The sequence below is a fragment of the Desulfosarcina sp. genome (assembly GCF_041551955.1).
Lineage (GTDB): Bacteria > Desulfobacterota > Desulfobacteria > Desulfobacterales > Desulfosarcinaceae > Desulfosarcina.
The window spans coordinates 1-5,173 of sequence record NZ_JBFELV010000372.1 but is presented as its reverse complement, the minus strand read 5'-3'; the positions used below and the strand labels follow the sequence as shown (position 1 = coordinate 5,173).

The following is a 5,173-nucleotide window of genomic DNA, read 5'->3' as shown; positions in this document are numbered from 1 at the left end:
TTTGACCCGAAACATTCGGGATCGCCACTGTGGCAAAGGGATTCAAACACCAGGAGAAAATATGTTGAGACACCTGCTGGACAGCCTGTTGACCCGCCTGAAAGCCTATTTCGATATCGAAAGGCTCGGGCGGCTGCTCGGGGAACTCCTCGTCGATATCATCATTGCCGCTATTGTTCTGGTGATATTCTACCTGATGTGGCGGGTATTGAACCGGGTCCTGGCGCCCCGCCTGAAGCGCCGTCTTGACAAGACCAGCGTCGCCTTTGCCGAGACCATCATCAAGTTCGGCATGTTCGGTATTGGCGTGATCGCCGCGCTCAGCGCAGCAGGGATTAAGACGACGGCCTTGTTAGGCTCTCTGGGGGTGGCCGGCCTGACGATCGGGTTCGCCCTGCGCGATACGCTGTCCAACATCATCTCCGGCTTCCTGGTTTTCATGGATCGCCCCTTCACCATCGACGACCTGGTGGAAATCGACGGCAAATACGGCCGCGTCGATCGGGTCACCCTGCGCACCACGCGGATTGTGACCAATGACGGTAGGATGCTGGCCGTGCCCAATGCCGAGATCATGAACAAAACGGTCACGTCCTATACCAATTTTCCGCATTTACGGTTGGATATCGCCGTCACGGTGGCGGTCACCGAAGACCTGGATCGGTCGCGAATGATTCTGCTCTCTCTGGTGAAGGACGATCCCGACTTCATGGCCGAACCTTTGCCCCGGGTGGTGGTGACCCAGCTCAACGACTACAACGTAACCCTGGAACTGCAGGTGTGGCTCGACAATGAACGCGAACACGTGAAAAAGAGCCTTGAGTTGCGGGAAAAGGTCTTCAAGGCACTGACGGCCGCCGGGGTGGAGATGCCCTTTGAAACGATTCAACTGGCGCCGCACCGGGTGACCGTCGGGATGGCGGATGCCACGCCTATTGCCCCTCTCACCGCCGGCAAGCCGGACGGATTGCCTGGTGTCGATCGCCGTGAAGGTTCAATTGCGCCGTAGATCCGATGAACGGGGATGACTCCGGACCGGACACCACCAGTCAACGCAAAACAACGACCACTGAATCGATGATGCGGAGCCGATTAAAATGCCCACGTCTGAAAATGAAAAAGAAGCGCCGCTGCTCTGGGACTATGTCCCCATTGCCGAGTATAAGCCCCCGGCCCCACCCGTCACGCAAAGCGTGAGAGAACGGCTAACCTTTTTTCGACGCCTCTTTGGGCGCGGCGAAAAGGAGCAGGAACCGCCTCTCGAAGGGGCAGAAAACATTCAAGCGCTGCCCGATTGGCAGCTCGAATGCATTGTACCCACTCCTGAATGGCACGATCCTGCAGAGGCGCTGGACGTTGAACTAAAAGACTGGCTGGTGCAGGAAACGCCGGTTTCACCGGTTGTCGTCATGGTCGGACCGCCCCACAACGGCCATTGTGAGACGCTTATGACGTGGGCACAAAGGCAGCAATGGCCGCTTTTGTCCCCGCCGACGGCAGCGCAGATACTGGCCGGTGAGGACACCTGGCTGACCAAACAGATCATTGAAAACACCCCCTGGGTGCTTCCCTGTTTAGAGCGCACCTATCTGCGTCACCCCGAGGGCTTAACCGTGGTGCGCCGCTTCCTGGCCAACGCTTACGCCGGCAATCTGGGACGCGGCATCATCGGTTGTGACAGCTGGGCCTGGGCCTTTTTGCGTCACGTCTGGCGCGGTCGGGTGCCCGTCACCGTGACCCTCCAGGCCTTCGACGAAACTCGCCTGGCGCGGCATTTCCGCGATCTGGCCGATGCTTCTGGCGACAGGCCCCTGCGCTTTCTTCAATCAGACGACGGACGAGACGTCCTGCTGCCGCCAGAGGCCGGAAAGGCATCCGGTGAAACCAGCAATTTTTTGCAGCTTCTGGCGGCCCACAGTCGGGGGATATGCGGGGTTGCCCGGGCGATCTGGCGCGCCAACCTGCAGTCTAAGCCGGATGAAAAGCTGACTGACAAGGCTGACGACCCCGTATGCAGGATCGCCAACCAGACCGTTTGGGTGACGCCCTGGCTCCAGATGGCCCACCCCGGCCTTCCTTCGGGTGCCGGGCGTGACGAGGCGTTCGTCCTGCACACCCTGCTGCTGCACAACGGGCTGCCCCTCGAACTGATGCAGCGCTTGCTGCCTCTGTCTCCCGGCCGGATCATGGGAACGCTGATTTATCTGGAAGAGAGTGGGCTGGTGGCCCAGGATGAGACGGTTTGGCAGGTCACGCCGCAAGGCTATCCGGCGGTACGCCATTTCCTTCAAGCAGGCGACTACCTGGTTGATCAATTTTAGGAGAAAAGTATGAACGGCTCGGGTGACGTATCCGCCATTTTTCGCACGTTGAGTCAGGCCCATCTCGTTCAAATCGGTTTGATCGTGTTCGGGGCGTGGCTGTTGATCACCTTGACCACGCGACTGTTGCCGTTGCTGGCCAACCGGGTTTCCGGCCGGTTTCGTTTCTATCTGCTGGCCTCGGTGCCGGTGCTGCGGCTGGTGGTTATCATTGGCGCCCTGTTGCTGACGGTTACCCGCGTGATCGAACCGACGATCGAGAACCTGATGGTCTCGCTGGGGGCCATGGGGCTGGCGCTTGGCTTTGCGTTCAAAGATTATATCAGCAGCCTGATTGCCGGCGTGGTGACCCTATATGAAGCACCCTATCGCCCCGGCGACTGGATCGAGGTCAACGGGGCCTATGGCGAAGTAAAATCCATCGACATGCGCAGTGCCGAAATCGTCACCCCCGACGATACCGTGGTGGTCATTCCCCACCTGAAGCTGTGGGACCAGCTGATTTTCAACGCCAATGACGGCGGGCAGAACCTGTTGTGTGTGGCCGACTTCTACCTCCATCCCCGCCACGACGCGGCGCAGGTCAAGCACACGCTCCACGATGTGGCCTTGACCAGCGCGTTTCTGCAGATCGACAAGCCGATCAACGTGATCGTTCTGGAAAAGCCCTGGGGAACGCACTATCGTCTCAAGGCCTACCCGATCGATCCGCGCCAACAGTTTCATTTTATCACCGATATGACTGTTCGCGGCAAAGCCGCGCTGATTGAGATGGGTGTGGAATTTACGAACATGCCCGTGGTCTCGCAGTTACCGGCATAAACGACCCCGCCGCGGATAGCGAAGCATGCCCTCCCGAACGGTCCAATAAGACCGGTGGTGTTTGAAACGACCCCGGTTTGGGAAGAAGACCTGCCGGCTGGAAGGTTGCATGGCCGCAACCGGTTGTGGCTGAACTGGCACCGACGCTATAGTCCTGTCCTTGAAGCTGAGTGGAAAATCGATTACGCTGAATTCTCAGAGGAGGTTCCGGTATACGGTTCCAGTTTGTAACCACTCGTTATGGTCAGTTTGGGTGGAAGACGCGCCAAAGATGGGTTATTCAAGTAATGTACGGATCTAAAATGCTTGGTTATATGGTCAGAACGACTTACCCCCACAGCAACGCTGCTTGATGGAAGTGTTGGGCGGTGATAAATGGATGTAAGGTGTCTATGACGATTTTTCTATTCGCCGCTGGATTGGTTTTCCTGATTGCAGGTGCCGAAGCGTTGGTAAATGGTGCGTCCCGTTTAGCGGCTGGTTTTGGCATATCGCCATTGGTCATCGGGCTTACCGTCGTGGCGTTCGGCACCAGTTCGCCCGAACTTGCGGTTAGCATCAAAGCAGCACTGTCCGGCCAGGCTAGCATTGCCGTGGGGAACGTCGTTGGAAGCAATATCTTCAACGTTCTTTTCATTTTAGGCCTTTCCGCGCTGATTGGGCCACTGGTTGTGTCCCAACAACTGGTCCGGTTCGATGTGCCGTTGATGATAGCGCTCTCGTTTATTGTTCTGGTCTTCTCGATGGATGGTCGATTCAGTCGCACCGAAGGCCTCATGCTGGTCGTTGGTCTCGCCATTTACGTCTGTTTTTTGATTTTCCAAAGCCGCCAAGAAAGCATCGAGGTGAAAGATGAATACGCCAAGGAATTCGGGAATGAAGGTCGTGCCAATGACAACTGGCTAAAAAATATATTCTTTATCCTTGGCGGCCTATTCCTACTGGTGCTCGGTTCACGCTGGCTGGTCGATGGAGCGGTATTCTTTGCCCAGTATATGGGGGTCAGCGAACTGGTTACCGGATTGACGATCGTTGCGGCCGGCACATCTCTGCCGGAAGTGGTTACTTCAGTGATTGCGGCTATCCGCGGCGAGCGGGACATCGCCGTTGGCAATGTCGTCGGCAGCAACCTTTTCAACCTTATGGGGGTGCTTGGCGTCGCCAGCATCGTTGCGCCCACCGGGATCGAATTGTCGGCTGCGGTCGTCGGATTCGATATTCCGGTCATGATTGTCGTGGCGTTTGCATGCCTGCCCATATTCTTTACCGGCGGTGTGATCAGTCGGCCGGAAGGTGCCTTGCTGCTGGGGTATTATGTGGTCTACACCCTTTACCTCATCTTGGCTGCAGCCCACCATGATGCATTGCCAAGATTCAGTGCAGCCATGCTATATTTCGTGATTCCGCTGACCGTGGTCACTTTGATTGTTGTATCGGTGCGAGAAATGCGCAGGAGAAAAAAAAGCGCACCGGAGTGATGGCGAAAACGGTGCCGATTTGGGAAAGGACCGAAGATGGAATGTTTAATGGATCACATTGTCTTGAACGTGGAGGACGACGAGAAGATGATTGCCTTCTATTCGAATGTACTGAAAATGCCGAATGAACGACTGGATGCATACCGCGCCGGCAAGGTGCCCTTTCCGTCGGTACGGCTGAATGCGAATACGGTGATTGATCTTTTTCCGAAGCGGTTGTGGCAAAAGGAATCCAATCTCGAGCGGGGCCGGACGGTGCTGAACCATTTCTGCATTGCCCTGGACAGGCGCGAGTGGGAGGAACTCATGCAACGGCTCCAGGCAAACGGAACAGGTATCGTTGAGGGACCGGTGGCCCGTTGGGGAGCCCGCGGAACAGGCACATCGATCTATTTCAATGACCCTGAAGGCAACCTGGTCGAAGCCCGTTACTATGAGTCGAAGCAGGATCCTGAAAAGTGCCTGCTCGGGTCCTGAGCCCGCCGGACCTGACCACCGGGCAGCCCCCGACCACGGATACGGTTCTTCCGCCATGCGCATCAATGGCTAACA

At 56.9% G+C, this 5,173-nt stretch carries 5 protein-coding genes; all 5 read left to right on the top strand.

What is annotated here, in order from left to right:
* Positions 1-1,009, top strand: a 1,009-nt coding sequence (locus ABYV26_RS20390; RefSeq protein ID WP_372683202.1) for a mechanosensitive ion channel family protein, incomplete at its 5' end; no start/stop codon positions are given.
* An 88-nt stretch (positions 1,010-1,097) separates the two neighbouring features.
* Positions 1,098-2,321 (top strand): hypothetical protein, encoded by a 1,224-nt coding sequence (locus ABYV26_RS20385; protein ID WP_372683201.1) that lies wholly within the window; start codon positions 1,098-1,100, stop codon positions 2,319-2,321.
* Positions 2,322-2,330: 9 nt separating this feature from the next.
* Positions 2,331-3,143: a mechanosensitive ion channel family protein gene (locus ABYV26_RS20380; protein ID WP_372683200.1), complete on the top strand. Its 813-nt coding sequence runs from the start codon at positions 2,331-2,333 to the stop codon at positions 3,141-3,143.
* A gap of 392 nt (positions 3,144-3,535) precedes the next feature.
* On the top strand, positions 3,536-4,621 hold the full coding sequence (locus ABYV26_RS20375) for a calcium/sodium antiporter (protein ID WP_372683199.1): 1,086 nt from the start codon (positions 3,536-3,538) through the stop codon (positions 4,619-4,621).
* A gap of 48 nt (positions 4,622-4,669) precedes the next feature.
* Positions 4,670-5,098 (top strand): VOC family protein, encoded by a 429-nt coding sequence (locus ABYV26_RS20370; protein ID WP_372683198.1) that lies wholly within the window; start codon positions 4,670-4,672, stop codon positions 5,096-5,098.
* The last annotated feature ends 75 nt before the right edge of the window (positions 5,099-5,173 follow it).